A 26,498-nucleotide genomic window follows, 5' to 3' on the forward strand; every position below is an offset into this window, starting at 1 on the left:
ACGTAGCCCGGATGCAACCCGGGGACTGCACGTCCCGGATTGCATCCGGGCTACCGAACCATTCACCGCGAGCAAGCGAATGCGCGTCGAGTTCTACGTCCTTTCCTCCGCCACTGCCGATGGCCGCCTGCGCGCGGCCTGCCAGCTGGCGAGCAAAGCCTGGAAGGCCGGTCTGCCGGTGTTCCTGCGCGGCGCCGACGAGGCCCAGTGCGCCGCCCTGGACCAGTTGCTGTGGAGCTTCCGCCCGGAGTCCTTCATCCCTCACGGCCTGCATGAGGAAGATCCGCAGGCGCCGGTGGTGATCGGCCTCCACCAGGCCCCGAGCCAGGCCGGCGGCGTATTGCTCAATCTGCATCCGCAGCTGTCGCCGCATCTGGCCCAGTTCAGCCGGGTGATCGAGATCGTCAACCAGGAACCGGCCCTGCTCGCCCAGTGCCGCGACAGCTTCCGCCAGTACCGTCAGCTGGGCCACGACCCGCAGCGCGTGGAACTCTGAAGGCTGCCGAGGTCGAAATAGGCCTAGACTCGGCGTAGAATCTGCCGCCCCGCCCATCTCTCCTTGCTCGCAACGCCCATGGACAGCTCCAAACCGCCCAAGTCCGATCTCCTGCTGGACGATCTGGAAGCCATCCGCCAGTTGCTGGAGAAGGAGCAGCTGGAGCCGCCGCTGCTGACCGAAACCCTGGACGACGACCTGCAGATCCCGCTGCTGTCGGAAATCATCGAGCCCAGCCCGAGCGCTCCCGCGCCGGTCCCTGCATCTGCAATACCTGCCACACCGATTGCCAGCGTGCCGCTGTCCTACCCGGTGCAACCGGCGGTCGCCCCGGCGCCCGCTGCCCCTGCCGCCACTCCCGCCCCCAGACCGGCCACGCCACAGCCCCAGGTCAGCGCCAGCGTGGTGCAGAGCGGCCTGATCCAGAACCGCCTGGACGCCGAGCTGCGCGCCGCCGCCCAGCTGATCCTGCAGGACGTGATCGACGATTTCGTGCCGCAGATCGAGGCCGAGCTCAAGCGCCGCCTGGATGCCCGCCTCGACCGCCTGATCAAGCAGCCCAAGCCCTGACCCCTGAAACCTCCCCGTAGGAGCGAGCTCTGCTCGCGAAATGCGTCGCCTGGTTCGCGAGCAAAGCTCGCTCCTACCGATCCGCCGCACACCAGCCGGCGGCCAGTGGCCCAGGGTGGGTGCCAGCCGTTATACTTCGCGGCTTTCCCGCCCAGTTGCCAATACGGTCCCGCCGCACCCATGGACAAGACCTACCAGCCCCACGCCATCGAAACTTCCTGGTACCAGACCTGGGAGAAGAACAACTATTTCGCCCCGCAAGGTTCCGGCGAGCCCTACACCATCATGATCCCGCCGCCGAACGTCACCGGCAGCCTGCACATGGGTCACGGCTTCAACAACTCGATCATGGACTGCCTGATCCGCTTCCGCCGCATGCAGGGCCGCAACACCCTGTGGCAGCCGGGCACCGACCACGCGGGCATCGCCACGCAGATGGTGGTCGAGCGCCAGCTGGCCGCCGACGGCATCGGCCGTCACGACCTGGGCCGCGAGCAGTTCCTGGAGAAGGTCTGGGAGTGGAAGGAACAGTCCGGCGGCACCATCACCCGGCAGATCCGTCGCCTGGGATCCTCGGTGGACTGGTCGCGCGAGCGCTTCACCATGGACGAAGGCCTGTCCGAGGCCGTTAAAGAAGCCTTCGTGCGCCTGCACAACGACGGCCTGATCTACCGCGGCAAGCGCCTGGTCAACTGGGACACCAAGTTCCACACCGCCATCTCCGACCTCGAAGTGGAAAACCACGACGAGAAAGGCCATCTGTGGAACCTGCGCTATCCGCTGGCCGACGGCAACAAGACCGCCGACGGCAAGGACCACCTGATCGTCGCCACCACCCGCCCGGAAACCATGCTCGGCGACAGCGCCGTGGCCGTGCACCCGGAAGACGAGCGCTATAAAGCCCTGATCGGCACCTTCGTCGAGCTGCCGCTGGTGGGCCGCCGCATCCCGATCATCGCCGACGACTACTGCGACCCCGAGTTCGGCACCGGCTGCGTGAAGATCACCCCGGCCCACGACTTCAACGACTACGAAGTCGGCAAGCGCCACAACCTGCCGCTGATCAACATCTTCGACAAGAACGCCGCCGTGCTGGCCCAGGCCCAGGTGTTCAACATCGACGGCAGCGTCAACGCCGAGATCGACGGCAGCCTGCCGGCCGAATACGCCGGCCTCGACCGCTTCGTCGCCCGTAAGCAGATCGTTGCCGCCTTCGAGGCCGCCGGCCTGCTGCAGAGTATCGACGATCACGCGCTGAAGGTGCCGAAAGGCGACCGCTCCGGCACCGTCATCGAGCCGTGGCTGACCGACCAGTGGTACGTCTCCACCAAGCCGCTGGCCGAGAAAGCCATCGCCGTGGTCGAGAGTGGCGAGATCCAGTTCGTGCCCAAGCAGTACGAGAACATGTACTTCAGCTGGATGCGCGACATCCAGGACTGGTGCATCAGCCGTCAGCTCTGGTGGGGCCACCGCATCCCGGCCTGGTACGACGACGCCGGCAACGTCTACGTCGGCCGTGACGAGGCGGAAGTTCGCGCCAAGCACAACCTCGCAGGCGTCAACCTGCGCCAGGACGAAGACGTGCTGGACACCTGGTTCAGCTCCGGCCTGTGGACCTTCTCTACCCTCGGCTGGCCGCAGCAGACCGACTTCCTCAAGACCTTCCACCCCACCGACGTGCTGGTCACCGGCTTCGACATCATCTTCTTCTGGGTCGCCCGGATGATCATGCTGTCCACCCACCTGACCGGGCAGATCCCGTTCAAGACCGTGTATGTGCACGGCCTGGTGCGCGACGGCCAGGGCCAGAAGATGTCCAAGTCCAAGGGCAACGTGCTCGACCCGCTGGACATCGTCGACGGTATCGAGCTGGACGCCCTGCTGGAAAAACGCACCAGCAGCATGATGCAGCCCAAGCTGGCCGAGAAGATCGCCAAGCAGACCCGCGCCGAGTTCCCCGAAGGCATCGCCGCCTACGGCACCGACGCCCTGCGCTTCACCAACTTGGCGCTGGCTTCCACCGGTCGTGACATCAAGTTCGACATGGGCCGCGTCGAGGGCTACCGCAACTTCTGCAACAAGCTGTGGAACGCCGCCAACTTCGTCATCGAGAACACCGACGACAAGGACACCGGAGTCAATGGCGAAGCCGTCGAGCTGTCGCCGGTGGACCGCTGGATCATCTCCGCCCTGCAGCGCTGCGAGCAGGACGTGACCCGCCATCTCGACGCCTTCCGCTTCGACATGGCTGCCCAGGCCCTCTACGAATTCATCTGGGACGAGTACTGCGCCTGGTATCTGGAGCTGGTGAAACCCGTTCTGTGGGACGAAAACGCGCCAGTAGAACGCCAGCGCGGCACCCGTCGCACCCTGGTGCGCGTGCTGGAAGTGATCCTGCGCCTGGCCCACCCGTTCATGCCCTTCATCACCGAAGAAATCTGGCAGCGCATCAAGGGCCAGGCCGGCATCAGCGGCGAGACCATCATGCTGCAGGCCTGGCCGGTGGCGAACGAGAGCCGTATCGACGCCGCCGCCGAAGGCGACATCGAGTGGGTCAAGCAACTGATGCTCGGCGTACGCCAGATCCGTGGCGAGATGAAGATCTCCATGGCCAAGCGCATCGACATCATCGTGCAGAACGCCAACGCCGAAGACCTGCGCCGCCTGGCCGACTTCGAGCCGCTGCTGAACAAGCTGGCCAAGCTGGAATCGGTCCGCGTGCTGTCCGCCGGCGAGGAAGCGCCGATGTCCGCCACCGCCCTGGTTGGCGAGATGCAGGTGCTGGTGCCGATGGCCGGGCTGATCGACAAGGACGCCGAGCTGGCGCGCCTGGACAAGGAAATCCAGCGCCTGCAAGGCGAAGTCCAGCGTGTTGGTGGCAAGCTCGCCAACGAAGGCTTCGTCGCCAAGGCCCCGGCCGAAGTGCTCGACAAGGAGCGCGCCAAACTGGCCGAAGCCGAACAGGCGCTGGCCAAGCTGGTCGAACAGCGCGAGAAGATCGCCAACCTGTAACGCCAAAAGGCCCGCACATGCGGGCCTTTTTCTGGCCAAGGAAAGCCGATGATCGAATTGCGCTTCGAATCGACCCTGCCGATCACACCGGAGAACGCCTGGCGCTGGATCACCGAGGTGCGCGGCCTGCGCCAGGAAATGCGCCCCTGGCTGTGGATGAGCGTGCCGCGACATATCCACAACCTGCGGGACGTGGCCGTCGAACCGGGCCGACCGCTGTTCACCAGTTGGCTGTGGCTGTTCGGCGTGCTGCCGCTCGGTGTGTCGCGCCTCACCCTGCTCTCGCTCACGCCCAACCAGGGCTTCGTCGAACAATCACCGATGACCGGCATGCGCCTTTGGCGCCATGAGCGCAGCCTGGCGCCGGTCGCGGGTGGCGTTCGGCTGGTTGATCAACTCACGGTCGATCCGCTACTGCCGGCGCCGCTGGTGCGCCTGTTCCTGCACCTGCTGTTCAATAGCCGCCATCGCACCCTGCGCCGCCGCGCCACTCGCTGAGGAGTATTCCCACTATGGAAGTCAGCAAGACCAAGACCAGCTTCTACCGTCGCCTCTACGTGGCCTGGCTGATCGACAGCGGCAGCGCCGCCAGCGTGCCGGCCCTTATGGAAGCCACCGGCATGCCCCGGCGCACCGCACAGGACACCCTGGCCGCGCTCGGCGAGCTGGATATCCTCTGCGACTTCGTCCAGCACGATGGCGAGCGCAACAACGCCGGCCACTACCTGATCCGCGAGTGGGGCCCGATCGACCGCACCTGGGTCGAAGCCCATCTGGCGCAGATCAAGACGCTGCTCGGCTACCCCTGAGACCTACCCGCCGCTAACCAAGAGCCGCGCTACCGCTTCCCTCAGCGCGCCGCTTGATTCGCCGAACCACGCATCCCCCATCTGGTTGGCCAGCGCTCCGCTGCCTTCCCGGCCTTTCTCGCACTCTCGTAAAAACTTGTACAAATCAATTTAATTGTACAACTCCACATTCCGGTGTTTACTTGTACAACAATTTTACCTTGTACAAGTTTATGAATGGGAGGTGCGCATGGGTGATCGTCTCAAGCTCGGCATCAGCGCCTGCCTGCTCGGCGAGCGGGTGCGCTACAACGGCGGCCACAAGCGCTCCGCCTTGTGCACCGAAGTCCTGGCCGAACACTTCGAGCTGCTGCCGGTCTGCCCGGAAACGGCCATCGGCCTGGGCACTCCGCGCCCGGCCATTCGCCTGGTGGACGATGCCGATGCACCGCGCGCGCTGGTCCCCCAGGAACACGACCGCGATTTGACCGCTGCGCTGCGCGCCCAGGGCGACCGCGTCGCCCGCGAGCTGGATGACATCAGCGGCTTCGTGCTGATGCACAAGTCGCCGTCCTGCGGCCTGCACCGGGTCAAGCTGTACCGCGACAACGGCCATCTGGCCGAGGCCTCTACCCGTGGTGTGTTCGCCGCCCGCCTGCACGAGCTGCGCCCGGAGCTGCCGCTGGAAGACGAGGGTCGCCTGCACGACCCGGTGCTGCGCGAGAACTTCCTCAACCGGGTGTTCGTCTACGGTCGCTGGCAGCGTCTGCTCGCCGGCGGTCTGAGCCAGCAGGGTCTGCTCGATTTCCATGCCCGCCACAAGTACCTGCTGATGGCGACTCACCCGCAGCAGCAGAAGGCCCTCGGCCGGCTGCTCAGCAACCTCGCCAACCAGGACCTGGCCGACCTGGCACCGCGCTATTTCCGCCAGTTGATGGCCGCGCTCAGCCGCCCGGCCACCCGCGGCACCCACAGCAATGTGCTGCAGCATCTGAGCGGTCATCTCAAGCAGCACCTCGGCAATGCCGAGCGCACCGAGCTGCAGCGGCTGATCGAGCAGTACCGCACCGGGGTCATCCCGCTGGTGGTGCCGCTGACCCTGCTGCGCCACCACTTCAACCGTCATCCGGATGCCTACGTGGCCAACCAGGACTACCTGCAGCCGTACCCGGACGATCTCAGCCTGAGGAATGCGATTTGAGCGACACACCCGTCGACTACCCCAGCGCCCTGGCCCTGGGCTACCTGCCGATCCGCGACGTGGCGCGCGCCACCGGGGTCAACCCGGTGACCCTGCGCGCCTGGGAGCGGCGCTACGGCCTGGTGGTACCCTTCCGCACGCCCAAGGGTCACCGCCTGTATGCGCCCGAGCAAGTGCAGCGCATCCAGCAGGTGCTGACCTGGCTCAACCGCGGCGTCGCCGTCGGCCAGGTCAAGGAGCTGCTGGAGCAGAGCCCCCCGCCGGAAACCCTCGGCAATGGCGTGTGGGACGAGCTGCGCCAGGCCATGCTGAACAGCGTGGCGCGTCAGGCGGAACGCAGCCTGGACGAGGCCTTCAACCGCGCCCAGTCGCTGTATCCGCCACAGATCCTATGCAGCCAGCTGCTCCTGCCGCTGCTGGCCGAGCTAGACCGGCGCTGGCGCGACCTGCCGTTCGGCGCACAGCTGGAGCAGGTGTTCTTCCACTCCTGGCTGCGCAGCAAGCTCGGCGCGCGCCTGTACCACGACAACCGCCAGTACAACGGCGCGCCGCTGCTGCTGGTCAGCCAGTCCGGCCTGTACCTGGAGCCCGGCCTGTGGCTGTGCGCCTGGCTGATCAACAGCGCCGGCTGCCCGGTACAGGTGCTGGACTGGGCGGTGCCGACCAGCGAACTGGTGCAGGCGGTGGACCATATCGCCCCGCGCGCCCTGCTTTTGTATTCCAGCCAGGCCCTGGCCGCGCCGCTACGGCACCAGCTGCCGCGCCTGCTCGAAGCCTGCGCCATCCCCGTGCTGCTGGCCGGCCCGGCCGCCACCATCCATGCCGAAGAGCTGCACGGCCTGCACCTGGCCGCCGACCCGCTGCTGGCCGAGCAGCGCCTGCGCGAGCTGGACCTGCTTGAGGACCCGTCGTGCGCCAGCTGATGTGGCTGCGCAGCGACCTGCGCGTAGCCGACAACAGCGCGCTGGCCGCCGCCATGGCCGCCGGCGCGACCCTGGCCGTGTACCTGATCAGCCCCGCGCAGTGGCGCGAGCATGACGACGCGCCGTGCAAGGTCGACTTCTGGCTGCGCAACCTGGCCGAACTGCAGCCGCGCCTGGCCGCACTCAACGTGCCGCTGCTGATCCGCGTGGCGCCGTACTGGCGCGATGCCCCACAGGTGCTGGCCGAGCTGTGTCGCGAGCACCACGTCGCCGGGGTGTGGGTCAACGAGGAATACGGCATCCACGAACAGGCCCGTGACCAGGCAGTGGAGCGCGAGCTGCAACGCCACGACGTAGCCTTCCACTCGCGTCTGGACCAGCTGTTCTTCCGTCCCGGCAGCGTGCTGACCAAATCGGGCAGCTATTTCCAGGTGTTCAGCCAGTTCCGCAGGGTCTGCTACCAGCGCCTGCACACCGCCCTGCCGGCACTGGTGCCAATGCCCACGCTGCAGCAACCGCTGGATATCGCCGGCGACACCATCCCGGCCGAGATCGACGGCTTTGCCACACCGGACGCGGCGCTGCGCGAGCACTGGCCGGCCGGCGAGGAAGCCGCCCGCGAGCGCCTGGCCCTGTTCGCCGACGAGCTACTGAGCTGGTACCAGCAGCGCCGCGACATCCCCGGCGTGGACGGCACCAGCCGCATGTCGCCCTACCTGGCCTGCGGCACGATCTCGCCGCGCCAGTGCCTGCATGCCGCCCTGCGCAGCAACCAGGGCGAGTTCGAAACCGGCAACCCCGGCGCCGTCACCTGGATCAACGAGCTGCTCTGGCGCGAGTTCTACAAGCACATCCTGGTCGGCTATCCGCGCGTGTCGCGCCATCGTGCCTTCCGCACGGAAACCGAGGCGCTGCGCTGGCGCCATGCGCCGGACGAGCTGGCCGCCTGGCAACAGGGCCGCACCGGCATCCCGCTGATCGACGCCGCCATGCGTCAGCTGCTGGCCACCGGCTGGATGCACAACCGCCTGCGCATGGTGGTGGCGATGTTCCTGACCAAGAACCTGCTGATCGACTGGAGAGAAGGGGAACGCTGGTTCATGCGCCACCTGATCGACGGCGACCTGGCCGCCAACAACGGCGGCTGGCAGTGGAGCGCCTCCACCGGCACCGACGCGGCGCCCTACTTCCGCCTCTTCAACCCGGTCAGCCAATCGCAGAAGTTCGACCCGGACGGCCGCTTCATCCGCCGCTGGCTGCCAGAGCTGGCGGACCTGGACAAGCGCGACATCCATGATCCGTCCGCCCGCGGCGGGCTGTTCGCCGTGCCCGGCTACCCGGCGCCGCTGATCGATCTCGGCGCCTCCCGCGACCGTGCCCTGGCGGCGTTCCGTGACCTGCCCAAGAAGGGGACCGACGATGAGTGATTTCCTGCGCGACTTCGCCCAGCGCTTCGCTGCCCTGGATGCCGGCAACCTGCAGCGGCTCGGCCAGCTGTACAGCGACGACATCCTGTTCCGCGACCCGCTGCACGAAGTGCGCGGCCTGCCCGCGCTGCGCGCCTACTTCGCCGAGCTGTACGCCAACGTGCAGGAGCTGCACTTCGAGTTCCACGGCTTCGATCAGGTCGCGGACGGCGAGGGCTACCTGCGCTGGACCATGACCTTCCGCCACCCGCGCCTGCGCGGCGGCGCGCCGATCGCCGTGGATGGCTGCTCGCACCTGCTGTGGTGGGACAAGGTCTACCAGCACCGCGACTATTTCGACGCCGGCGCGATGCTCTACGAACATCTGCCGCTCCTGGGCGGGATCATCGCCTGGCTCAAGCGGAGGCTGGCATGAGCCGGCGCATCTGGCTCACCGGCGCCAGCAGCGGCATCGGCGCGGCCCTGGCCGAACTGCTGCTGCAGCGCGGCGAACGCCTGGCCCTGAGCGCGCGCAACGCCGAGGCGCTGGCGGCCATCGCCCTGCGCTACCCGCAGCAGGTGCTGCTGGTGCCCGGCGACCTCGGCGACGCCGACCAGGTGCGCCTGATCGGGGAACGCATCGCCCAGCGCTGGGGTGCCCTGGACCAGGTGATACTCAATGCCGGCACCTGCGAATACATCGATGCCCGCCACTTCGACGCCGCCCTGGTGGAACGGGTAATGCGCGGCAACCTGCTGTCCGCCGCCTACTGCATCGAGGCCGCCCTGCCGCTGCTGCGCCTGGGCCAGGCGCCGCACCTGGTGCTGATGGGCAGCTCGGTGACGCACCTGGCCCTGCCGCGTGCCGGCGCCTACGGCGCGTCCAAGGCCGCGCTGCGCTACCTGGCCGAATCCCTGCGCCTGGACCTGCCGGAGATCGACATCACCCTGGCCAGCCCCGGCTTCGTCGACACCCCGCTGACCCGCCGCAACGACTTCCCCATGCCCATGCTGTGGCCGGTGGAACGGGCCGCCGGACACATCGTCTCGCGCCTCGACCGGCGCCCGCTGGAAATTGCCTTCCCCGGCCCGTTCATCGCCGTCCTGCGTCTGCTCGCCCATCTACCCGCCCGCCTGCGTCTGGCCCTGGGCCGCCGCCTAGCGCGCAAGGAATCCGTATGAAAGTCGCCATCGTCGGCAGTGGTATTTCCGGCCTCACCTGCGCCTACCTGCTGCAGCGCCAGCACCAGATCACCGTGTTCGAAGCGAGCGACTGGATCGGCGGCCACACCCACACGGTCGACGTGCAGCTGGAGGGGCGCAACTACGCCATCGACACCGGCTTCATCGTGTTCAACGACTGGACCTACCCCAACTTCATTCGCCTCATGGACAGGCTGGGGGTTGCCTCGCAACCCACCGAGATGAGCTTCTCGGTGCACGACCCGGTGAGCGGCGACGAGTACAACGGCAACAACCTCAACAGCCTGTTCGCCCGCCGCAGCAACCTGCTCAGCCCGCCGTTCTGGGGCATGTTGCGCGACATCCTGCGCTTCAATCGCGAGGCCCTGGCCGACCTGGCCGCGAGCCGCATCGCCGGCGACACCACGCTGGGCGAGTACCTGCGACAACATGGTTACGGCCAGCGCTTCATCCAGCACTACATCGTGCCGATGGGCGCGGCGATCTGGTCCATGTCGCTGCAGGACATGCTCGGTTTTCCCCTGCAGTTCTTCGTGCGTTTCTGCAAGAACCACGGCCTGCTGTCGGTCAGCCAGCGGCCGCAGTGGCGGGTCATCCAGGGCGGCTCGCGCAGCTACGTGGAGCCACTGACCCAAAGCTTTGCCGAGCACATCCGCCTGCACTGCCCGGTGCAGCGCGTGCAGCGCGACGCCGAGGGCGTCACCGTGCACAGCCCGGCCGGCGTGGAACGCTTCGATCGCATCGTGCTCGCCTGCCACAGCGACCAGGCCCTGGACCTGCTGGCGGCGCCGACCCTGGCCGAGCGCGCCATCCTCGGCGACCTGCGCTACGCCGACAACGAGGTGGTGCTGCACACCGACACCCGCCTGCTGCCGCGCCGCAAACTGGCCTGGGCCAGCTGGAACTACCGCCTGGGCGGCCCCGCCGAACAGCCGGCGGCGGTGACCTACAACATGAACATCCTGCAGGGCATCGAGGCGCCAAAGACCTTCTGCGTCAGCCTCAACCAGACCGCCGCCATCGACCCGGCGCAGATCCTCGGGCGCTACCGTTACGCCCATCCGCAATACAGCCTGGCCGGCCTGCGCGCCCAGGAACGCTGGCGCGAGCTGCACGGCACGCACCACACCTACTTCTGCGGCGCCTACTGGGCCAACGGTTTCCATGAAGACGGCGTGGTCAGCGCGTTGCGCGTGGCCGAAGCATTCGGTGAGCGCCTGTGAACAGCGCGCTCTACCAGGGCTGGGTCAGCCACCGCCGGCACCTGCCGCGCGGCCATGGCTTCCGCTATCGCATGGGCCTGCTCTATCTGGACCTGAGCGAACAGGACGAGGTGCTGGCGTTGTCCCCCCTGGCCGGCCGCTCGCGCTGGGCACCCTTGGCCTTCCGCGAGAGCGATTACCTGCCGCACCTCACCAGCGCCGGCCTGGTGCTGGAGCAGGCGGTCCGCCAGTGCGTCGAACAGGCTCTGGGCCATGCGCCGCAGGGGCGCATCTGCCTGCTCACCCAGCCACGCAGCTGGGGCCTGGCCTTCAACCCGGCCAGCTTCTTCTACTGCTTCGAGGCGGACGGTCGCCTGGCGGCGATCCTCTGCGAGGTCAGCAACACGCCCTGGCGCCAGCGCTATCACTACGTCCTGCCGGCCCATGCCGAGGGCGAGTCGCGGCAACGGGTGGCCAAGGCCTTCCACGTCTCGCCCTTCATGCCCCGCGACGTGGAATACCGCATGCGTTTCGCCCCGCCCGGCGCGCACCTGCGCATCCACATGGAGGACTGGCAAGGCGCGGATCGCCTGTTCGAGGCCGGCCTGGGCCTACGCCGCGTCGAGCTGAGCCGCGCCAGCCTGCACCGCCACCTGCTGAGTTTTCCCTGGATGACGGCCAGGACCCTGCTGGCCATCTATTGGCAGGCCCTGCGCCTGCTGCTCAAGCGCATGCCGCTGTTCGACCATCGCGCCGCGGATGACGAGCGCCCCACCGCCTTACTGGAGCCCCGCCATGAAAAGCCCTGACCTGATATCCGCCAAGAGCAACGTACGCAGCGGCAACGGCCCGGGCGCAGGCCTGCTGCGCCGCCTGGTGCTGCGCCAGCTCGGCCAGCTGCGCCACGGCCGGCTCAGCGTGCTGGAGAACGGCGAACGCCTGGAATTCGGCCAGGGCGGCGCCGGCCTGCACGCGGAGATCGAGGTGCTCGACCCGGCCCTGTGGGCGCTAGTGGCCGGCAATGGCTCGATCGGCTCGGGCGAGGCCTATATCCATGGCTACTGGAGCAGCCCGGACCTGACGGCGGTGATCCGCCTGTTCGTCGCCAACCTCGACGTGCTGGACAGCATGGAGCGTGGCCTGGCGCTGCTCTTCGGCCGCCCGCTGATGCAGGGCCTGCACTGGCTCAACCGCAACACCCGCGCGGGGTCGCGGCGCAACATCGCCGCCCACTACGACCTCGGCAACCAGCTGTTCGAGCAGATGCTCGACCCGACCATGATGTACTCGGCCGCCATGTTCGAGAGCACCGACGACAGCCTGGAACAGGCCCAGCTGAACAAGCTCGAACGCATCTGCCAAAAGCTCGCCCTGCGCCCCACGGATCACCTGCTGGAGATCGGCACCGGCTGGGGCAGCATGGCCATCTACGCCGCCACCCACTACGGCTGTCGGGTGACCACCACCACCCTGTCGCGCGAGCAGTACGACTACACCCGCCAGCGCATCGAGCAGCAGGGCCTGCAGCAGCGCATCACCCTGCTGCTCAAGGACTACCGCGACCTCGACGGCGAATACGACAAGCTGGTCTCCATCGAGATGGTCGAGGCGGTCGGCCACCGCTACCTGCCCGACTACTTCCGCCAGTGCAGCCGGCTGCTCAAGGCCGACGGGCTGATGCTGCTGCAGAGCATCACCATCCGTGACCAGCGCTACGCACAGGCGTGCCGCTCGGTGGACTTCATCCAGCGCTACATCTTCCCCGGCGGCGCCCTGCCCTCGGTGCACAAGCTGCTGCAGGTGGTGACCACCGAGACGGACATGAACCTGCACCACATGGAGGATTTCGGCCTGCATTACGCGCGCACCCTGCGCCTGTGGCACGACAACCTGCGCCGCGCCCGCCACCCGCTGGAGCAGCTGGGCTACGACCAGTACTTCTACCGCCTGTGGGAGTTCTACCTGTGCTACTGCGAGGGCGGTTTCCTCGAACGCAGCATCGGCACCGCCCAGCTGCTGCTGGCCAAGGAGGCCGCGCGCCCGGCGCCGCTGCTCGGTCGCCTGCGCGCTTGAACCGCGCCCTGCTGCTCAATGCCGGGCTGTTCCAGCTCGGCTGGTGGGCCTGCGTGCTCAGCCCACAGCGCCCCTGGCTGCTGGCGTTCGCCCTGCTCATCCTGGCCGCGCACCTGCGCTGGCTGGCGCAGCCCGGTGAATGGCGCGGCCTGCTCAGGGTGACCCTGTTCGGCGCGGCGCTGGACAGCGCACTCGCCGCCCTCGGCCTGTTCGACTTCAGCCTGCCGCCGCTCTGGCTGGTTCTGCTCTGGGCCCTGCTGGCCTGCACCCTGCGCCATAGCCTGGCCTGGAGCGCCCGCCCGCACTGGCGCGCCGCCCTGCTCGGCGCACTGGCCGCACCGCCCGCCTATATCGGCGGCGCCACGCTGGCCGGCGTCGGCCTGCCACTGGGCATTCCGCTTACCTGGCTGCTGCTCGCCCTGCTGTGGGCGGCCGCACTGCCCCTGAGTCATCGCCTGGCCGGCAACTGAACCTCGTTCAGCTGCGGTTCAGCCTGGGTTCAGGCGGCGTTCAGCACCCTCCCCCTAGTCTGTGTCCAGCGAAACTTCACCGAGGTACAGACCATGAAACGCTTCCCGACCTTGCTGCTCAGTGCCGCCCTGAGCTCGTCCCTGCTGCTCACCGGCTGCGCCTCCAACCTCAACGGCAGCACCTACTCGCGGGCCGACGCGCGCGCCGTACAGACAGTGCGCATGGGCATCATCGAGTCCCTGCGCCCAGTCCAGATCGAAGGTACCCGCACCCCGATCGGCGCCCTCGCCGGCACCGTGGTCGGTGGTGTCGCCGGCAGCGGTATCGGTGGCGGCCGTGGCAGCACCATCGCCACGGTACTCGGCGGCGTTGCCGGCGGCATGGCCGGTGCGGCGGTGGAGGAAGGCATCACCCGCAGCCAGGGTGTCGAGATCACCGTGCGCGAGGACGACGGCGGCATGCGTGCCTACGTGCAGGAGGTCGATCCGGCCCAGCAGTTCCGCGTCGGCGACCGCGTACGCATCAGCACGGTCAACGGCAGCAGCCGCGTGGTGCTCTGAGGAGGACAGGCTCATGAAGACCCTATGGCTTGCCGCGGCGCTGCTGGTGTGCGGCGCCGCCCTGGCGGACGACGGCGACTACTGGTACCTGCAGACCAGTGTGTACACCACGCACTGGTCGCATGACCCGATCCACAACAACAACCAGGACCTGATCGGCGTGGAGCGGCACAGGGCCGATGGCGATTTCGCCGGCATCGCCACCTTCCGCAACTCCTATCGCCAGCGTACCCAGTACGCCTATGTCGGCAGGCGCTTCGACGCCGAGCGCCTGCCGGCCTACCTGAAGGTCTCGGCCGGTGCCATCCAGGGCTATCGTGGCGAGTACCGCGACAAGATCCCGCTCAACCGCTACGGCGTGGCTCCGGCGCTCATCCCCTCGCTGGGCCTGCAGATAGGCCCGGTCAGCACCGAGGCAGTGTTCTTCGGCAATGCCGGCGCCATGCTCAACATCGGTACGCGCATCTGAACCCCGGGCGAGACCGCGCCGGCCAGGACGGCTACCGGTCAGCCTGCGCCCCGATCCACCCGCCGCTACCGTACACTGCGCGCCCTATGGCGAACCTCACCCATATCCCCCACGTCCAGATGCCCGTAGAGCCGGCCATCAGCTGCTCCAACTGCGCCGCCTGCTGCTGCCAGCTGGAAGTGATGCTGATCACCGATACCGGCGTGCCGCAGCGCTTCATCGAGACCGATGACTGGGGCGGCGAGGTGATGCGCCGCCTGGACGACGGCTGGTGCGCAGCGCTGGACCGCGACAGCATGCGCTGCACCATCTACGAAGTACGCCCGCTGATCTGCCGCGAGTTCGAAATGGGCTCGCCGGAATGTCGTGACGAGCGCGGCGGCCTGGACGGCATCTACCGCTAGCGAGCGGACATGAAAAAGCCGGGCACTAGGCCCGGCTTTGATGCAACCAATCCGATCAGAAACTGGTGCGGTAGTGCAGGGTGTACGCCTCCACCCCATCGTTCGGCTGCTTGATGCCGGCGTTGGAGTAGTGGAGCGCACGGATGCCGACTTCCTGGCCGGAGAAGCGCAGGCCGAGGCCGATGCGGTCTTCGAACTGGAAGGAGGAGCCCAGGTCGTTGTCTTCCAGCTCGGTATTGGCGAAAGCCGCCACGCCGATGCCGGCCTCGATGTAAGGCTTCACCGTCTCGCCGGCGAATTCGTAGACGAATACCGGAGCGAAGGACAGGCTGTGATTGCTGGAGGTCTCGTCACCTTCCCAGTAGGTGTAGCCGGCATCCCAGTAGCCGGTCAGGTGACCGACGCTGCTCTGCCACCAGCTTTTATCCCAATCCCACTGGGCGCCCAGGCGATAGACCATGGTGGAATCGCCGCTCTGGCCGATGGCGGCAGTGAAGTCGACGGCCTGTGCGGACAGGCTGCTCAGGCCGAGGGCTGCTGCTGCGGCCAGGGAAAGTATCTTCTGCATACACAACATCCTGTTAGCGATGGAGGTGGGAGAGTTCTTATCGTCTCGCAGTATAGGAAAAAATCTTATTAGAGAAAGGTAGAACCCACTCAAAAAGCATTGATCCCTCACACAGGGAGCAACTCTACCGCTGCGAGTTCCAACAATAATTTCGGCAACACCGCCTGCATCGCCGCGGCGTCGCCACTGCACCACAGGCGAATGCCCCGGGCCGGCCCGGAGGCGCGCAGGCCCCGCTGGTCGAGCAGCGATTGCAGGTGGCGCGCCACGGCCGCGCCAGTGTCCACCAGGCTGATCGATTCCGGCACCAGCTCGCGCAGCAGCGGCCTGATGAAAGGATAGTGGGTGCAGCCGAGAATCAGGGTGTCGCAGCCCTCGGCCAGCAACGGTGCGACCCAGCCCTGCAGCAGCTGGCGAGTGCGCGGCGCATCCAGCTCGCCGGTCTCGATCTGCTCGACCAGGCCCGGGCAAGGCTGGGTGATCACCCGCACGTCGCTGGCGAAGCGATCGAGCAGCGCGGCGAACTTGGCGCTCTTCAGGGTGCCTGTGGTGGCCAGCACGCCGACCACCCCGCTGCGGGTGGCGGCAGCCGCTGGCTTCACCGCCGGCTCCATGCCGACGATGGGCAACTCGGGATAGCGCTCACGCAGGTCGGCCACCGCGGCGGCAGTCGCCGTGTTGCAGGCCAGCACCAGCGCCTTGGCGCCCTGCCCCAGGAGGAATTCGGCAATCTTCTGGCTGCGTTCGCGGATAAATTCCGGGGTCTTCTCGCCGTAGGGCACATGGCCGCTGTCGGCCACATACAGCAGCGACTCGTCCGGCAGGCGCGCCTGAATCTCGCGCAGCACCGAGAGGCCGCCAACGCCGGAGTCGAACACGCCGATCGGCGCCTGGCTCACGCGCGCACTCCGCAGACCGAGCACTCGGGATCGCGCTTGACCCGCAGCTCGCGAAAGCGCGAACCGAGGGCGTCGACCAGCAGCAGGCGGCCCACCAGCGGCTCGCCGAAGCCGGCCAGCAACTTGAGCGCTTCCAGCGCCTGCAGGCTGCCGACCAGCCCGACCAGCGGACCGACCACGCCGGCCTCGCTGCAGGTCAGCTCCGCCTCGCTGCCGTGGCCATAAAGGCAGTGGTAGCAGGGGCTGGCCGCGTCGCGTGGGTCGAACACCGCGAGCTGACCTTCCAGGCGAATCGCCGCGCCCGAAACCAGTGGCTTACCGGCGGCCACGCAGGCGGCATTGACCGCCTCGCGGGTGGTGAAGTTGTCGCTGCAGTCCAGCACCAGGTCCACCGCGGCCACGGCGGCGGCCAGGTAATCGGCGTCCAGCGCCACACGATGCGGCACCAGCTTGATCTGCGCATTGATGGCAGCCAGACGGGCCATGGCCGAGTCGACCTTGGCCACGCCGACCTGCATGCTGTCGTGAATGATCTGGCGCTGCAGATTGGTCAGGTCGACCCTGTCGAAGTCGGCCAGGTGCAGCTCGCCGACACCGGCGGCGGCCAGGTACAGGGCCACCGGTGAGCCGAGGCCGCCGAGGCCGACTATCAGCACGCGGCTCTGTTTCAGCTTGAGCTGCCCGGCCACGTCGATCTGCGGCAGCAATATCTGCCGGCTGTAGCGCAGCAGCTCGTCGTCGTTCAGTTCCAGGCTCATGCCGACCATTGCCCCAGGGAAATACGTTCGTGCCCGCCCAGGTCGCGGCGGCTGTCCACGGCGGTGAAGCCCGCGACACTCAGCAGCCCGCGCACCGCCTCGGCCTGATCATAGCCGTGCTCCAGCAGCAGCCAAGCACCGGCCTCGAGGTGCTGTGGCGCCTGGGCGATGATCTGGCGGATATCGTCCAGGCCATCGGCGCCGGCCACCAGCGCGCTCATCGGCTCGAAGCGCACATCGCCCTCGCCCAGATGGCTATCCGTCACCGCAATGTAAGGCGGGTTGCTGAGGATCAGGTCGAAGCGTTCGCCGGCCAGGGCGTCGAACCAGCTGCTCAGGCGAAACTCGGCATTGCCCAGCTTGAGGCGCAGGCGATTGCGCTCGGCCAGCTCGACGGCCTCGGCGATACGGTCCACCCCGGTCACTTTCCAGCCGCCGCGCTCGCTGGCCAGGGCCAGGGCGATGGCGCCAGTGCCGGTGCCCAGGTCGAGCACCCGCAGCGGCGTGGCCGGTGCCAGCTGCAGGGCGGTCTCCACCAGCAGTTCGGTATCGGGGCGGGGAATCAGGGTGTGCGGCGCCACTTCCAGGTCCAGGCTCCAGAAGCCCTGGTGGCCAAGGATATAGGCCACCGGCTCGCCCGCGCGGCGGCGTTCGAGCATGGTGGTAAAGGCACTCCGCTGCTCGGCGCCCGGCTCTTGCTCGGGCCAGGTGCGCAGGTAGCTGCGCGGCTTGCCCAGGGCGGCGGCCAGCAGCAGCTCGGCATCCAGGCGCGCCGTCGGCGAGTCGGGTAGTTCGGCGCTGTCGAGCAGGATTTGGATGCTGTTCATGTTTCTCTCGTAGGGTGGATCGGGGCGCATAGCTCGCGCTTTACCGTTCCACCGAGCGATGCCTGTGGTGGATTAACAGAGCGTCATCCACCCTACACGGCTATGCCTGTAACTCCCTCTCCCTCTGGGAGAGGGCTGGGGTGAGGGAGTTGCAGGCCACTCGGCGTAACCTGAAAGCCCCTCACCCCCGGCCCCTCTCCCGGCGGGAGAGGGGTGAAATCAATCAATCGCCCAGAGCGGCCAGCTGGTCGGCCTGGTATTCCTGCAGCAGCGGCTCGATCACCTGCTCCACCGCGCCGCCGATCACTTCGTTCAGCGAATACAGGGTCAGGTTGATGCGATGGTCGGTCACGCGGCCCTGGGGAAAGTTGTAGGTACGGATGCGCTCGGAGCGATCACCGGAACCCACCAGCAGCTTGCGCGTGTCGGAGATCTCCTTGTGCGCGGCGGCGTCCTGCTGGTCCTGCAGCTTGGCCGCCAGCCAGGCCATGGCCTTGGCGCGGTTCTTGTGCTGCGAGCGCTCTTCCTGGCACTCCACCACCATGCCGGTGGGGATGTGGGTGATGCGGATGGCCGAGTCGGTCTTGTTCACATGCTGACCACCGGCGCCCGAGGCGCGGTAGGTGTCCACGCGCAGATCGGCCGGGTTGATCTCGATGGCCTGCTGTTCATCCGGCTCCGGCAGCACGGCGACGGTGCAGGCGGAGGTGTGAATGCGCCCCTGGGACTCGGTCTCCGGCACGCGCTGCACGCGGTGGGCGCCGGACTCGAACTTGAGCTTGGCGTAGACGTTGTCGCCTTCCACGCGGCTGATGACTTCTTTATAGCCACCGTGCTCGCCGATGTTCTCGGAGAGGATCTCGACTCGCCAGCCCTGGCGCTCGGCGTAGCGCGAGTACATGCGGAACAGGTCGCCGGAGAAGATCGCCGCCTCGTCGCCGCCGGTGCCGGCGCGGATTTCCAGGAACACGTTGCGGCCGTCGTTGGGGTCCTTGGGCAGCAGCATGCGCTGCAGGCGGTCTTCCAGCTCGACCAACGCCTCCTTCGCCTGGACCACTTCCTCCTCGGCCATCTCGCGCATTTCCGGGTCGCCGTCCTTGAGCAGTGCCTGGGCGCCCTCCAGGTCGTCCTGGGTCTTGCGCAGCTCGCGATAGGCGGCGGTCACCGGCTCCACCTCGGCGTACTCCTTGGAGTAAGCACGGAACTTGGTCTGATCGCTGATCACCTCGGCGTCGCCGAGCAGCGCGGTGAGCTCCTCGAAGCGGTCGTGGAGGATGTCGAGTTTCTTCAGCAGGGAGGCTTTCATGTCTTGCTCGGGCCCTCGTCGAGGGCAAACAGTTCCTGGGCCACGGCCAGCGCTTCGAAGCGACCGTCGGCGGAGATTTTCTTCAGCTGCACGCTAGGCGCATGCAGCAGCTTGTTGGTCAGGCCACGGGCCAGTTGAGCCAGCACGTCGTCGGCATTGCTGCCGTTGGCCAGCAGGCGCTGGGCCTTGGCCAGCTCCTCGTCGCGCAGGCGCTCGGCCTGCTGGCGATAGGCGCGCAGCACGTCCACCGCAGCCAGCTCGCGCAGGCGCTGCATGAACTCCTCGGCGCCGCTGGAGACCAGTTCCTCGGCGGCCTGGGCCGCGCCCTGGCGGCTCTTGAGGTTTTCCTCGATGACCTCGTGCAGGTCGTCGACGGTATAGAGGTAGACGTCGTCCAGCTCGCCCACTTCCGGCTCGATATCGCGCGGTACGGCGATGTCGACCATGAACATGGGCTTGTGCTTGCGCTGCTTGAGCGCGCGCTCCACCGCGCCTTTACCCAGGATGGGCAGTTGACTCGCAGTGGAGCTGATAACGATGTCGCTGTTGGCCAACTCCTGGGGAATATCGGCCAGTAGCACGGCATGCGCGCCAAACTGCTCGGCCAGCTGGCTGGCGCGCTCCAGGGTGCGGTTGGCGACCACGATGCGCCGCACGCCCTGGTCATGCAGGTGGCGAGCGACCAGGCTGATGGTCTCGCCGGCGCCGATCAGCAGGGCCTGGCTGCGGTGCAGGTCGGCGAAGATCTGCTTGGCCAGGCTGACGGCGGCGAAGGCCACCGATACCGGGTTCTCGCCGATGGCGGTGTCGGTGCGTACGGTCTTGGCGGTGCTGAAGGTGGCCTGGAACAGGCGGCCGAGCAGCGGGCCGACGGTACCGGCCTCGCGCGCCACGGCGTAGGCCGACTTCATCTGGCCGAGAATCTGCGGCTCACCGAGGACCATGGAGTCCAGCCCGGAGGCCACGCGCATCATGTGCCGCACCGCGTCGTTGTCCTGGTGCACGTAGGCGCAGGCGCGCAGCTCGTCGAGGCTCAGGCGGTGGTATTCGGCCAGCCAGCGCAGCACCTCATCGGCGGACAGCTGGTCCTGCTCCAGATACAGCTCGCTGCGGTTGCAGGTGGAGAGGATTGCCGCCTCGCGACTGGGCGTGACGCGACACAGCTGCTGCAACGCCTCGACCAGCTGCTCGGGAGTGAAGGCCACGCGTTCGCGGACGTCCACCGAGGCGGTCTTGTGGTTGATGCCGAGGGCGAGGAAGGCCATGCAGGGTCGCTAAGGGAATTCTGGATAGCGGGCGATTGTCCTACGTCGCCCATGGGAGAACAACTGGCGCGACAAATTGACCCGATAGGCAAACCCGCGCGGCGCGGTGGGCTTGCCGCCGTCGCTTGTGTCATGATGCAGCCACGCCACGGACCGCAGCTTTATCTATGAACAAATCCCTCGCGTTGCTCACCGCCTCCCTCCTGCTCGCTGGCTGCCAGACCCTGGCACCCACGCCGGACGGCACCCCGTCGGTTGAGGACGCAGCGGCCAGCAAGGCCCCAGCCGAGCCCAAGCAGTACGCCTCGTTCAGCGAGGAGACGCTGTACGCGCTGCTCTCCGCCGAACTGGCTGGCCAGCGCAACCGCTTCGACATCGCCCTCGGCAACTATGTGCAGCAGGCCAACGCTACCCAGGACCCGGGCGTGGCCGAGCGCTCCTTCCGCATCGCCGAATATCTGGGCGCCGAGCAGGCCGCGCTGGACAGCGCGCTGATCTGGTCAAAGTCCGCCCCGAACAGCCTCGACGCCCAGCGCGCCGCCGCCGTGCAACTGGCCCGCGCCGGTCGCTACGACGACGCCATGCAATATATGGAGAAGGTCCTGCAGGGCCAGGGCGACACCCACTTCGACTTCCTCGCCCTGTCCGCCGCCGAGACCGACCCGGACACCCGCGCCGGCCTGCTGCAGAGCTTCGACCGCCTGCTGCAGAAATACCCGGAGAATGGCCAACTGCTGTTCGGCAAGGCCCTTTTGCTGCACCAGGACGGCCGCGCCGAGGAAGCCCTGAAGCTGCTCGAAGGCCATGCCGCCAGCGAGAAAGAAATTCCTCCGCTGCTGCTGCGCGCCCGCCTGCTGCAGGGTCTGGACCGTGGCGAGGAAGCGCTGCCGCTGCTGGAGAACGGCATCGAACGCCACCCGGACGACAAGCGCCTGCGTCTGGCCTATGCCCGCCAACTGGTCGAACTGCAGCGCCTGGACGAAGCCAAGAGCGAGTTCTCCGGCCTGGTCCAGCGCTTCCCCGATGACGACGACCTGCGCTACTCGCTGGCGCTGGTCTGCCTGGAAGCCGAAGCCTGGGACGAGGCCTCCGTCTACCTGGAAGAACTGGTGGCGCGCAACGCTCATGTCGATGCCGCCCACTTCAACCTGGGGCGCATCTACGAACAGCGCGGCGACAAGGAAAGCGCGCTGATCGAATATGGCCTGGTCGGCCCCGGCGACGACTTCCTGCCGGCCCAGGTGCGCCAGACCGAAATCCTCTTCGACAGCCAGCGCGCCGCCGAAGCCAGCAGCCGCCTGGCGCGCAGCCGCGAATCCCAGCCGGACTACGCCATCCAGCTGTACCTGATCGAGTCCGAAGCCCTGGCCAACCGCCAGCGCCTGGAAGAGTCGTGGAAAGTGATCGGCCAGGCCCTGGAGCAGTTCCCCGGCGACACCAACCTGCTCTATACCCGCGCCATGCTCGCCGAGAAACGCGGCGACCTGCCCGGCCTGGAGCGCGACCTGCGCAACATCATCGAGCGCGAGCCGGACAACGCCACGGCACTGAATGCCCTCGGCTACACCCTGGCCGACCGCACCACCCGCTACGACGAGGCCCGCGCCCTGATCGAGCAGGCGCACAAGCTCAACCCGGAAGACCCCGCCACCCTCGACAGTCTGGGCTGGATCAACTACCGCATGGGCAACCTGGAAGAAGCCGAGCGCTACCTGCGCGCCGCCCTGGCCAAGTTCCCCGACCACGAAGTCGCCGCCCACCTGGGCGAAGTGCTGTGGGCCCAAGGCAAGCAGCGCGAGGCCCGCAAGATCTGGGCCGGCGCCCTCGAAGCCCAGCCCGACAGCCCCATCCTGCGCTCCACCATCCAGCGCCTGACCGGTTCCGAGAAGCTCTGACCCATGTTTCGCCACGCCCTCGTTTTCAGCCTGATCACCCTGCTCGCCGGCTGCGCCGGCCTCACCAGCCGCGAGTCCGTCGAGGGCCAGGGCGACCCGCAGCAGTGGCAAGCGCACAAGGCCAAGGTCGCCGCCCTGGATGGCTGGCAGATCAGCGGCAAGGTCGGCATCCGCGCGCCCAAGGATTCCGGCAGCGGCACCCTGTTCTGGCTGCAGCGCCAGGACTACTACGACATTCGCCTGTCCGGCCCGCTCGGCCGCGGCGCCGCGCGCCTGACCGGCCGCGACGGCGACGTGCTGCTGGAAGTGGCCAACCAAGGCCGCTACCAGGCCGAATCGCCCGAGGCCCTGCTGGAAGAACAGCTGGGCTGGCGCCTGCCGGTCTCCCACCTGTTCTGGTGGGTGCGCGGCCTGCCCGCGCCGGACAGCAAAAGCCGCGTCACCCTCGACAGCGATAGCCACCTGGCGCGCCTGGAGCAGGACGGCTGGCAGCTGCAATACCTGAGCTACGTCGAACAGAACGGCTATCGCCTGCCCGAGCGCATCAAACTGCACGGCACCGACCTCGATATCACCCTGGTGATCAAGGACTGGCAGCCGCGCCAGCTCGGCCAGTAAGCGCCAGGCTCGCACCGATTATTCCCTCTCCCCTCGGGGAGAGGGCCAGGGAGAGGGGGCTACCCCAAGAACCCTCTCCCCCACCCCTCTCCCGTAAACGGGAGAGGGGACATACCCACTCGGCATTCCAGCTCTGCATATGACAACCCAAGCTATCCCCGCCCACGCCGAACTGATCCTGCCCGCCCCGGCCAAGCTCAATCTGATGTTGCATATCCTCGGCCGCCGCGCCGACGGCTATCACCTGCTGCAGACCCTGTTCCAGTTCCTCGACCACGGCGACGAGCTGGGCTTCGCCCTGCGCCAGGACGGCGAGATCCGCCTGCATACCGAAGTCGCTGGCGTGCCGCATGACAGCAATCTGATCGTGCGCGCCGCACGCAAGCTGCAAGCCGAGAGCGGCACCACGCTGGGCGCCGATATCTGGCTGGACAAGCGCCTGCCCATGGGCGGCGGTATCGGCGGCGGCAGCTCGGATGCCGCCACCACCCTGCTCGGCCTCGATCACCTGTGGCAGCTGGGCTGGGACGAAGATCGCCTGGCTGCTCTGGGACTGAGCCTGGGCGCCGACGTACCGGTGTTCGTGCGTGGTCGCGCGGCCTTCGCCGAGGGCGTTGGCGAGCAGCTGCAACCGGTGGAGCTGGAAGAGCCGTGGTTCCTGGTCGCCATCCCCCAGGTGAGCATCAGCACGGCCGAGGTTTTTGCCGACTCCGAGTTGACACGTGATACCCCCGCCATTACAGTTCGCAGCCTTCCCGAGGGGGGCGGTCGTAACGACTGCCAACCGGTTGTCGAGAAGCGTTACCCCGAAGTACGTAACGCCCTGAAAAAGCTCAACAAATTTGTTGCTGCGAAGATGACCGGAACCGGAGCTTGCGTGTTTGGGAGCTTCCCAAACCAGGCCGATGCTGATAAAGTCTCGCGCCAACTTCCGGCCACCCTGCCGAGCTTTGTTGCTCGCGGCTGCAATCGGTCTCCGTTGCATCGCAAGCTCGAAACGGCAACTCGGAAGTGAATGCGGGACAGTCGGTTATCCGATACAGGGGCGTCGCCAAGCGGTAAGGCAGCAGGTTTTGATCCTGCCATGCGTTGGTTCGAATCCAGCCGCCCCTGCCATAACCACCCAGCATTCGATAAACACTTTAGGGGCGTCGCCAAGCGGTAAGGCAGCAGGTTTTGATCCTGCCATGCGTTGGTTCGAATCCAGCCGCCCCTGCCATACTCTCGAAAGCTGTTCAGAAAGCCGGTCTTTTTGAACAGCTTTTTTCATCGGAACCACAGGCAGGTACTGCGCGTGTCCAAGATGATGGTCTTCACGGGGAACTCCAACCCCGATCTGGCTCGTCGCATCGTGCGTCAGCTGCATATCCCCCTGGGCGATGCATCCGTAGGCAAGTTCTCTGACGGCGAAATCAGCGCCGAGATCAACGAGAACGTGCGCGGCAAGGATGTCTTCATCATCCAGCCGACTTGCGCGCCGACCAACGACAACCTGATGGAACTGGTAGTGATGGCTGACGCCTTCCGCCGTTCCTCGGCGACTCGTATCACTGCCGTGATCCCCTACTTCGGCTATGCCCGCCAGGACCGCCGTCCGCGCTCCGCCCGCGTGGCAATCAGCGCCAAAGTCGTGGCCGACATGCTGACCGTAGTCGGCATCGACCGCGTTCTGACCGTCGACCTGCACGCCGACCAGATTCAGGGCTTCTTCGACATCCCCGTGGACAACATCTACGGCTCGCCAGTCCTGACCGACGACATCCAGGATCAGCGCTTCGAGAACCTGATGATCGTCTCCCCGGACATCGGCGGCGTCGTCCGCGCTCGCGCCGTGGCCAAGAGCCTGGGCGTCGACCTGGCCATCATCGACAAGCGTCGTGAGAAGGCCAACCAGTCCGAAGTCATGCACATCATCGGCGATGTCGAAGGCCGCACCTGCGTGCTGGTCGACGACATGGTCGACACCGCCGGCACCCTCTGCCACGCCGCCAAGGCGCTGAAAGAGCACGGCGCCTCGAAGGTCTACGCCTACGCCACCCACCCGGTGCTGTCGGGCCGCGCCATCGAGAATCTGGAAAACTCCGTGCTGGACGCACTGGTGGTGACCAACACCATCCCGCTGTCCGCCGCGGCTCAGGCCTGCCCACGCATCCGTCAGCTGGACATGGCCCCGGTTATCGCCGAAGCGGTTCGCCGCATCAGCAACGAAGAATCGATCAGCGCGATGTTCCGCTAAGCGGAACCTCCCTGGCGACAAGTGCCCCGCCGCGTGCGGGGCTTTTTGCCCAACCGTCCGCACGCTGGTCGCAAGCGCTTCGGACGGTTTGGTTTATTTGGAGAACTGCAATGACTGAATTTGCCCTGAATGCCAACGTGCGTTCCGACCTGGGGAAAGGTGCGAGCCGCCGCCTGCGTCGTAACGAAAGCCTGGTTCCTGCCGTGATCTACGGTGGCGAGAAGCCGGCCCAATCCATCAGCATCCTCGCCAAAGAACTGGCCAAGCTGCTGGAAAACGAAGCTGCCTTTAGCCACGTGCTGGCCCTGTCCGTTGACGGCACCGCCGAAAACGTCGTGATCAAGGCCCTGCAGCGTCACCCGGCCAAAGGCTACGTAATGCACGCTGACTTCGTTCGCGTCGTTGCCGGCCAGAAGCTGAGCGCCCACGTTCCCCTGCACTTCGTCAACGAAGCCAGCTCGGTTGGCGTGAAGCAGCAAGGCGGCGAAGTGTCCCACACCATCTCCGAAGTCGAAGTTTCCTGCCAGCCGCAAGACCTGCCGGAATTCATCGAAGTCGACCTGGCTAAAGTGGAAGTCGGTCAGATCGTTCACCTGTCCGACATCAAACTGCCGAAAGGCGTCGAGCTGGTGGCCCTGGCCCACGGCAACGACCTGGCAGTTGCCAACATCCACGCCTCCCGCGTGAAGGACGACAGCGCCGAGTAATCACTCACGCTGCTCCTCCTGTAAAAGGGCCCCTGACGTGACTGCCATTCAACTGATCGTCGGCCTGGGTAATCCAGGCCCCGAATACGACCAGACCCGGCATAACGCAGGGGCCCTTTTCGTTGAGCGCCTGGCCAACAAGCAACGCGTCAGCCTGAGCCTCGACAAGAAGTACTTCGGCCTGGTGGGCAAATTCAGCCATCAGGGTCGCGACGTTCGTCTGCTCATCCCCACCACCTTCATGAACCGCAGCGGCCAGTCCGTGGCGGCGTTGGCGAATTTCTTCCGGATCAGCCCGGACGCCATCCTGGTGGCCCACGACGAACTCGACATGCCTCCCGGCGTCGCCAAACTCAAACTCGGTGGCGGCCACGGTGGGCACAACGGCCTGCGCGACATCATCGCCCAGCTCGGCAATCAGAACGGCTTCTACCGCCTGCGCCTCGGCATCGGCCATCCTGGCCACGCCAGCCTGGTCTCCGGCTTCGTCCTCGGCCGCGCGCCGCGTAGCGAGCAGGAGCTGCTGGACAAGAGCGTCGACTTCGCCCTCGACGTGCTGCCAGAAATGCTCGCCGGCGACTGGACCAAGGCCATGCAGAAACTGCACAGCCAGAAAGCCTGACCCTTTTCACGACTTCATC

General features: G+C 66.9%; 29 protein-coding genes and 2 tRNA genes. 25 read left to right on the forward strand and 6 right to left on the reverse strand.

Annotated features, from left to right (window positions below; translation table 11 throughout):
- Positions 1–79 precede the first annotated feature (79 nt).
- The 17 genes from N7607_RS02440 (at position 80) to N7607_RS02520 (ending at position 14,778) form a co-directional block, all read left to right on the forward strand.
- Positions 80–496 (forward strand): DNA polymerase III subunit chi, encoded by a 417-nt coding sequence (locus N7607_RS02440; protein WP_279868996.1) that lies wholly within the window; start codon positions 80–82, stop codon positions 494–496.
- Between the two features lie 78 nt (positions 497–574).
- Positions 575–1,066: a DNA polymerase III subunit chi gene (locus N7607_RS02445; protein WP_279868995.1), complete on the forward strand. Its 492-nt coding sequence runs from the start codon at positions 575–577 to the stop codon at positions 1,064–1,066.
- A gap of 180 nt (positions 1,067–1,246) precedes the next feature.
- Positions 1,247–4,078 carry a valine--tRNA ligase gene (locus N7607_RS02450; protein ID WP_279868994.1) on the forward strand — a complete coding sequence of 944 codons (2,832 nt, stop codon included), beginning with the start codon at positions 1,247–1,249 and terminating at the stop codon, positions 4,076–4,078.
- Positions 4,079–4,126: 48 nt separating this feature from the next.
- Positions 4,127–4,576, forward strand: coding sequence for a hypothetical protein (locus tag N7607_RS02455; protein WP_279868993.1), 450 nt, complete (start codon positions 4,127–4,129; stop codon positions 4,574–4,576).
- Positions 4,577–4,590: 14 nt separating this feature from the next.
- Complete coding sequence (locus N7607_RS02460) at positions 4,591–4,887, forward strand: winged helix-turn-helix domain-containing protein (protein ID WP_279868992.1); 297 nt, start codon at positions 4,591–4,593, stop codon at positions 4,885–4,887.
- 229 nt (positions 4,888–5,116) lie between these two features.
- A complete protein-coding gene (locus N7607_RS02465) occupies positions 5,117–6,067 on the forward strand; it encodes a DUF523 and DUF1722 domain-containing protein (protein WP_279868991.1) in 951 nt (316 codons plus the stop codon).
- Complete coding sequence (locus tag N7607_RS02470; protein ID WP_279868990.1) at positions 6,064–6,990, forward strand: MerR family transcriptional regulator; 927 nt, start codon at positions 6,064–6,066, stop codon at positions 6,988–6,990. The genes N7607_RS02465 and N7607_RS02470 overlap by 4 nt, the downstream gene beginning before the upstream one ends.
- A complete protein-coding gene (gene phrB / locus N7607_RS02475; protein WP_279868988.1) occupies positions 6,978–8,417 on the forward strand; it encodes a deoxyribodipyrimidine photo-lyase in 1,440 nt (479 codons plus the stop codon). Before N7607_RS02470 ends, phrB begins: the two co-directional genes overlap by 13 nt.
- The gene (locus tag N7607_RS02480) at positions 8,410–8,832 is read left to right on the forward strand and encodes a nuclear transport factor 2 family protein (RefSeq protein ID WP_279868986.1); all 423 of its coding nucleotides are present in this window, start codon (positions 8,410–8,412) and stop codon (positions 8,830–8,832) included. The genes phrB and N7607_RS02480 overlap by 8 nt, the downstream gene beginning before the upstream one ends.
- The gene (locus N7607_RS02485) at positions 8,829–9,578 is read left to right on the forward strand and encodes an SDR family NAD(P)-dependent oxidoreductase (protein ID WP_279868985.1); all 750 of its coding nucleotides are present in this window, start codon (positions 8,829–8,831) and stop codon (positions 9,576–9,578) included. The genes N7607_RS02480 and N7607_RS02485 overlap by 4 nt, the downstream gene beginning before the upstream one ends.
- Positions 9,575–10,822, forward strand: coding sequence for an FAD-dependent oxidoreductase (locus N7607_RS02490; RefSeq protein ID WP_279868983.1), 1,248 nt, complete (start codon positions 9,575–9,577; stop codon positions 10,820–10,822). Before N7607_RS02485 ends, N7607_RS02490 begins: the two co-directional genes overlap by 4 nt.
- Positions 10,819–11,610: a DUF1365 domain-containing protein gene (locus tag N7607_RS02495; RefSeq protein ID WP_279868981.1), complete on the forward strand. Its 792-nt coding sequence runs from the start codon at positions 10,819–10,821 to the stop codon at positions 11,608–11,610. Before N7607_RS02490 ends, N7607_RS02495 begins: the two co-directional genes overlap by 4 nt.
- Complete coding sequence (locus N7607_RS02500; protein WP_279868980.1) at positions 11,597–12,874, forward strand: cyclopropane-fatty-acyl-phospholipid synthase; 1,278 nt, start codon at positions 11,597–11,599, stop codon at positions 12,872–12,874. Before N7607_RS02495 ends, N7607_RS02500 begins: the two co-directional genes overlap by 14 nt.
- Positions 12,871–13,344 (forward strand): DUF2878 family protein, encoded by a 474-nt coding sequence (locus N7607_RS02505; RefSeq protein WP_279868978.1) that lies wholly within the window; start codon positions 12,871–12,873, stop codon positions 13,342–13,344. The genes N7607_RS02500 and N7607_RS02505 overlap by 4 nt, the downstream gene beginning before the upstream one ends.
- 93 nt (positions 13,345–13,437) lie before the next feature.
- On the forward strand, positions 13,438–13,905 hold the full coding sequence (locus N7607_RS02510) for a glycine zipper 2TM domain-containing protein (protein WP_279868976.1): 468 nt from the start codon (positions 13,438–13,440) through the stop codon (positions 13,903–13,905).
- Positions 13,906–13,918: 13 nt separating this feature from the next.
- On the forward strand, positions 13,919–14,374 hold the full coding sequence (locus N7607_RS02515; RefSeq protein WP_279868974.1) for a sn-glycerol-3-phosphate transporter: 456 nt from the start codon (positions 13,919–13,921) through the stop codon (positions 14,372–14,374).
- Positions 14,375–14,460: 86 nt separating this feature from the next.
- Entirely contained in the window at positions 14,461–14,778 is a 318-nt protein-coding gene (locus N7607_RS02520) for a YkgJ family cysteine cluster protein (protein WP_279868973.1), read from the forward strand.
- A 55-nt stretch (positions 14,779–14,833) separates the two neighbouring features.
- On the opposite strand, the gene N7607_RS02525 is transcribed toward N7607_RS02520, so the two are convergent.
- The 6 genes from N7607_RS02525 to hemA form a co-directional block, all read right to left on the reverse strand.
- A complete protein-coding gene (locus tag N7607_RS02525) occupies positions 14,834–15,346 on the reverse strand; it encodes an acyloxyacyl hydrolase (RefSeq protein WP_279868972.1) in 513 nt (170 codons plus the stop codon).
- A 107-nt stretch (positions 15,347–15,453) separates the two neighbouring features.
- Entirely contained in the window at positions 15,454–16,245 is a 792-nt protein-coding gene (murI, locus tag N7607_RS02530) for a glutamate racemase (protein WP_279868971.1), read from the reverse strand.
- Entirely contained in the window at positions 16,242–17,003 is a 762-nt protein-coding gene (locus tag N7607_RS02535; RefSeq protein WP_279868970.1) for a molybdopterin-synthase adenylyltransferase MoeB, read from the reverse strand. The genes murI and N7607_RS02535 overlap by 4 nt, the downstream gene beginning before the upstream one ends.
- Positions 17,000–17,830, reverse strand: a complete 831-nt coding sequence (gene prmC / locus N7607_RS02540) for a peptide chain release factor N(5)-glutamine methyltransferase (protein ID WP_279868969.1) — start codon at positions 17,828–17,830, stop codon at positions 17,000–17,002. Before prmC ends, N7607_RS02535 begins: the two co-directional genes overlap by 4 nt.
- Before the next feature lie 223 nt (positions 17,831–18,053).
- Positions 18,054–19,136 carry a peptide chain release factor 1 gene (gene prfA, locus N7607_RS02545; RefSeq protein ID WP_279868968.1) on the reverse strand — a complete coding sequence of 361 codons (1,083 nt, stop codon included), beginning with the start codon at positions 19,134–19,136 and terminating at the stop codon, positions 18,054–18,056.
- On the reverse strand, positions 19,133–20,401 hold the full coding sequence (hemA, locus tag N7607_RS02550; RefSeq protein ID WP_279868966.1) for a glutamyl-tRNA reductase: 1,269 nt from the start codon (positions 20,399–20,401) through the stop codon (positions 19,133–19,135). The genes prfA and hemA overlap by 4 nt, the downstream gene beginning before the upstream one ends.
- Positions 20,402–20,568: 167 nt before the next feature.
- Here hemA and N7607_RS02555 point away from each other — a divergent pair, with 167 nt between their 5' ends.
- From N7607_RS02555 to pth, 8 genes are all read left to right on the forward strand, one after another.
- Complete coding sequence (locus N7607_RS02555; RefSeq protein WP_279868965.1) at positions 20,569–22,296, forward strand: tetratricopeptide repeat protein; 1,728 nt, start codon at positions 20,569–20,571, stop codon at positions 22,294–22,296.
- A 3-nt stretch (positions 22,297–22,299) separates the two neighbouring features.
- Entirely contained in the window at positions 22,300–22,914 is a 615-nt protein-coding gene (lolB, locus tag N7607_RS02560; protein WP_279868963.1) for a lipoprotein insertase outer membrane protein LolB, read from the forward strand.
- Between the two features lie 139 nt (positions 22,915–23,053).
- Positions 23,054–23,929 carry a 4-(cytidine 5'-diphospho)-2-C-methyl-D-erythritol kinase gene (ispE, locus tag N7607_RS02565; RefSeq protein WP_279868961.1) on the forward strand — a complete coding sequence of 292 codons (876 nt, stop codon included), beginning with the start codon at positions 23,054–23,056 and terminating at the stop codon, positions 23,927–23,929.
- A 26-nt stretch (positions 23,930–23,955) separates the two neighbouring features.
- Positions 23,956–24,030 (forward strand) — tRNA-Gln (locus tag N7607_RS02570).
- A 28-nt stretch (positions 24,031–24,058) separates the two neighbouring features.
- A tRNA-Gln gene (locus N7607_RS02575) sits at positions 24,059–24,133 on the forward strand.
- Positions 24,134–24,208: 75 nt separating this feature from the next.
- Complete coding sequence (locus N7607_RS02580) at positions 24,209–25,150, forward strand: ribose-phosphate pyrophosphokinase (RefSeq protein WP_110681408.1); 942 nt, start codon at positions 24,209–24,211, stop codon at positions 25,148–25,150.
- Positions 25,151–25,260: 110 nt separating this feature from the next.
- Complete coding sequence (locus tag N7607_RS02585) at positions 25,261–25,857, forward strand: 50S ribosomal protein L25/general stress protein Ctc (RefSeq protein WP_279868959.1); 597 nt, start codon at positions 25,261–25,263, stop codon at positions 25,855–25,857.
- 37 nt (positions 25,858–25,894) lie between these two features.
- Complete coding sequence (pth, locus tag N7607_RS02590) at positions 25,895–26,479, forward strand: aminoacyl-tRNA hydrolase (protein ID WP_279868958.1); 585 nt, start codon at positions 25,895–25,897, stop codon at positions 26,477–26,479.
- Positions 26,480–26,498 lie beyond the last annotated feature (19 nt).

The organism is Pseudomonas sp. GD04019 (assembly GCF_029837695.1).
Lineage (GTDB): Bacteria > Pseudomonadota > Gammaproteobacteria > Pseudomonadales > Pseudomonadaceae > Aquipseudomonas.

Bases quoted from the DNA above. Each gene is read 5' to 3' on its own strand.
- N7607_RS02490 (WP_279868983.1), top strand. From the start codon at position 9,575: ATGAAAGTCGCCATCGTCGGCAGTGGTATTTCCGGCCTCACCTGCGCC.
- N7607_RS02520 (WP_279868973.1), top strand. From the start codon at position 14,461: ATGGCGAACCTCACCCATATCCCCCACGTCCAGATGCCCGTAGAGCCG.
- N7607_RS02465 (WP_279868991.1), top strand. From the start codon at position 5,117: ATGGGTGATCGTCTCAAGCTCGGCATCAGCGCCTGCCTGCTCGGCGAG.
- N7607_RS02440 (WP_279868996.1), top strand. From the start codon at position 80: ATGCGCGTCGAGTTCTACGTCCTTTCCTCCGCCACTGCCGATGGCCGC.
- N7607_RS02555 (WP_279868965.1), top strand. From the start codon at position 20,569: ATGAACAAATCCCTCGCGTTGCTCACCGCCTCCCTCCTGCTCGCTGGC.
- N7607_RS02500 (WP_279868980.1), top strand. From the start codon at position 11,597: ATGAAAAGCCCTGACCTGATATCCGCCAAGAGCAACGTACGCAGCGGC.
- ispE (WP_279868961.1), top strand. From the start codon at position 23,054: ATGACAACCCAAGCTATCCCCGCCCACGCCGAACTGATCCTGCCCGCC.
- N7607_RS02585 (WP_279868959.1), top strand. From the start codon at position 25,261: ATGACTGAATTTGCCCTGAATGCCAACGTGCGTTCCGACCTGGGGAAA.
- prfA (WP_279868968.1), bottom strand. From the start codon at position 19,136: ATGAAAGCCTCCCTGCTGAAGAAACTCGACATCCTCCACGACCGCTTC.
- N7607_RS02450 (WP_279868994.1), top strand. From the start codon at position 1,247: ATGGACAAGACCTACCAGCCCCACGCCATCGAAACTTCCTGGTACCAG.
- N7607_RS02535 (WP_279868970.1), bottom strand. From the start codon at position 17,003: ATGAGCCTGGAACTGAACGACGACGAGCTGCTGCGCTACAGCCGGCAG.
- prmC (WP_279868969.1), bottom strand. From the start codon at position 17,830: ATGAACAGCATCCAAATCCTGCTCGACAGCGCCGAACTACCCGACTCG.
- N7607_RS02515 (WP_279868974.1), top strand. From the start codon at position 13,919: ATGAAGACCCTATGGCTTGCCGCGGCGCTGCTGGTGTGCGGCGCCGCC.
- N7607_RS02525 (WP_279868972.1), bottom strand. From the start codon at position 15,346: ATGCAGAAGATACTTTCCCTGGCCGCAGCAGCAGCCCTCGGCCTGAGC.
- N7607_RS02510 (WP_279868976.1), top strand. From the start codon at position 13,438: ATGAAACGCTTCCCGACCTTGCTGCTCAGTGCCGCCCTGAGCTCGTCC.
- N7607_RS02480 (WP_279868986.1), top strand. From the start codon at position 8,410: ATGAGTGATTTCCTGCGCGACTTCGCCCAGCGCTTCGCTGCCCTGGAT.
- N7607_RS02455 (WP_279868993.1), top strand. From the start codon at position 4,127: ATGATCGAATTGCGCTTCGAATCGACCCTGCCGATCACACCGGAGAAC.
- N7607_RS02460 (WP_279868992.1), top strand. From the start codon at position 4,591: ATGGAAGTCAGCAAGACCAAGACCAGCTTCTACCGTCGCCTCTACGTG.
- lolB (WP_279868963.1), top strand. From the start codon at position 22,300: ATGTTTCGCCACGCCCTCGTTTTCAGCCTGATCACCCTGCTCGCCGGC.
- N7607_RS02485 (WP_279868985.1), top strand. From the start codon at position 8,829: ATGAGCCGGCGCATCTGGCTCACCGGCGCCAGCAGCGGCATCGGCGCG.
- N7607_RS02445 (WP_279868995.1), top strand. From the start codon at position 575: ATGGACAGCTCCAAACCGCCCAAGTCCGATCTCCTGCTGGACGATCTG.
- hemA (WP_279868966.1), bottom strand. From the start codon at position 20,401: ATGGCCTTCCTCGCCCTCGGCATCAACCACAAGACCGCCTCGGTGGAC.